Annotated in this window: 2 protein-coding genes; one reads left to right on the top strand and one right to left on the bottom strand. The window is 40.2% G+C overall.

Going from position 1 to position 2,393, the window contains the following annotated elements:
- Positions 1 to 85: 85 nt before the first annotated feature.
- Entirely contained in the window at positions 86 to 1,060 is a 975-nt protein-coding gene (locus GQR46_RS18805; protein ID WP_165742062.1) for an SMP-30/gluconolactonase/LRE family protein, read from the bottom strand.
- A 115-nt stretch (positions 1,061 to 1,175) separates the two neighbouring features.
- Between GQR46_RS18805 and GQR46_RS18810 the strand changes: the two genes are divergently transcribed.
- Positions 1,176 to 2,327, top strand: a complete 1,152-nt coding sequence (locus tag GQR46_RS18810) for an endo-1,4-beta-xylanase (RefSeq protein ID WP_165742064.1) — start codon at positions 1,176 to 1,178, stop codon at positions 2,325 to 2,327.
- Positions 2,328 to 2,393 lie beyond the last annotated feature (66 nt).

Below are 2,393 nucleotides of genomic sequence, written 5' to 3' on the forward strand. Positions count from 1 at the left end.
AACCGGTGTAACCAAGTTACACCGGTTTTTTATGTATAACGAGTAAGCTAACTTTTCTCTTTAATAAGTTACTTAACTAATTTAGCTAATTAGCCAAACCCGCTACTTTTACATCAAGCGTAAACAAGCCCTTAGCGGTGGTTATTAATAATGTTTTGCGATTTTTACCACCAAACGCAAGGTTGGTTACATTAGGGCCCAGTTCAATTTTATCGATAAGTAAGCCGCTTGGCGTGTAAATATTAATAACGCCTTTTTTGTGGCTGCTAACGTAAATATTGCCAGCAGAGTCTACTTTTATACCATCGGGCGAGGTTACTTTAATAAAGTCTTCGCGCGGTGAAATCTCACCGTTTTTATCAATAGTGTATTTGCTTACGCGGTTACTAAAGTCGCCAATATAAAGGGTACGTTGATCTGGGGATAGAGCAACACCGTTGGGTTTTTCAAGCGTGGCATCAATTAAACTAAGTACGCCTGTATTACTTAACTTATACACACCGGTATAAGGCATTTGTTGAGTGCGTTCGCCTATTTGCCAGTTAGGATCGGTAAAAAATATGTCGCCATTTTTATGCATAGTCATATCGTTTGGCGAGCTAAAGCTTAGCCCATCAAATTCATTAACTACCACGGTATTAGTTTTACTTTTTATATTAATTTTAGAAAGCGACTGCGTACTGTGGTTAAGCGTATAGAGGCTCTCTCCTTTGGCATACAAACCGTTTGTACCACTGTGTTTTAAATAAGTGGTGAGGGTATTGGGCAGCACTAATTTATAAATGGTCGAATCGGGGCCGAGTGCTTGCGAGCTTGCAAAGTTCATTTCTGAAAAATAAAACGCATTGTCTTGGCTTGACCACGTAGGCCCTTCTAAAAACAAAAGCTCGTCACTAACAAGTGTGGGCTTAACGCCTTTTATTAATGGTGACTGCTCATTGCTTTGGCTGTTTACAGCGTTTAACAAAGGTGTATTTTCAGGTTGTTGTGCCAGCGCTGCTTTATTAAAGCAGAGCATTAATACAACTAAGCTTAGCGTTTTTTTGTGTGTTTTTAGCATGGACGTTTACTCAGGTTTGTTTAATTTATAATTAATGGTCATTTTGACTATATCATTTATTTTTTTCGTTGTATGATATTTATCGAAAATAATAACGATTCAACGGAGCACACACATGCATAAAAAACACACACTCAGCCTGCTTTTACTTGCAGGATCTTTAAGCGTAAACGTTGCACAAGGCCAAGACCCAGCCCCAGCCCCAGCCCTTAAAAACACCTTTGCAGACTCATTCAAAATGGGGGTTGCTGTAAATCAAGATATAGTGACAGGCAAAAACGCAGCCGCGCAGTCAATTATTGCTAAGCAATTTAATACAGTCACCCTTGAAAACGCTATGAAAGCAGAAGTAATTTACCCACAGCAAGGTAAGGTCGATTTTAGTGGTGCAGATGCATTTATAGATTTTGCCAAGCAAAATAATATGTTTACCGTAGCTCACACCTTAGTGTGGCATAACCAAACGCCCGACTGGTTTTTTACAAATAGCAAAAATGAGCCAAATACCCCAGCACAGCAGCTTGAGCAAATGCGCAAACACATAGAGCTTGTAGCAGGGCGCTATAAAAACAAAGTAGATGCGTGGGATGTAGTTAACGAAGTAATTGCTGATGACGGCTCTTATCGCCCAACTGTGTGGGTTAACCGCGTAGGTGATGGCGATACTATGGTAAAAGCCGCGTTTAAATACGCCCAGCAGTATTCACCTAATACCGAGCTTTACTACAATGACTTTAATGCATGGCGACCAGAAAAAAGAGACGGCATTATACGTATGATCAAAATGCTGCAAAAAGAAGGTATCCGCATTGATGGCATTGGCATACAAGCGCATTGGGGGCTTAACTTTCCTAAAATGCAATTCATTGAGCAAGCTATCGATGCATACGCCGCGTTGGGTATAAAAGTGATGATCACCGAGCTTGATATAGACGTGCTGCCTTTAACAAAAGAAGGGCAAATTACCGGCACCGATATGATGAAACCACAGTTTCAGTTAGAAGAGTTTGAAACCTACCTCGACCCTTACAAAAATGGCTTACCTAACGACGTAGAGGCGCAATTAAACGCCCGTTATAAAGCCTTGTTTGAACTGTTTTACGCAAAACGCGACAAAATAGACCGCGTAACCTTTTGGGGATTACACGACGGTATGTCGTGGAAAAACGACTACCCAATCCCAAACAGAACAAACTACCCATTACTATGGGATCGTAATTTAAACCCTAAGCCAGTTATTAAAACAATTGGTGATGTAGTTAAGTAAATCGCATTGTGTAGTCAAAGCCGATTATTTTTAAATACTCGGCTTTTTTTGTTTGGAAAATTTCAC

This window comes from Pseudoalteromonas sp. Z1A6 (genome assembly GCF_011378745.1).
In the GTDB taxonomy this organism is placed as follows: Bacteria; Pseudomonadota; Gammaproteobacteria; order Enterobacterales; family Alteromonadaceae; genus Pseudoalteromonas; species Pseudoalteromonas arctica.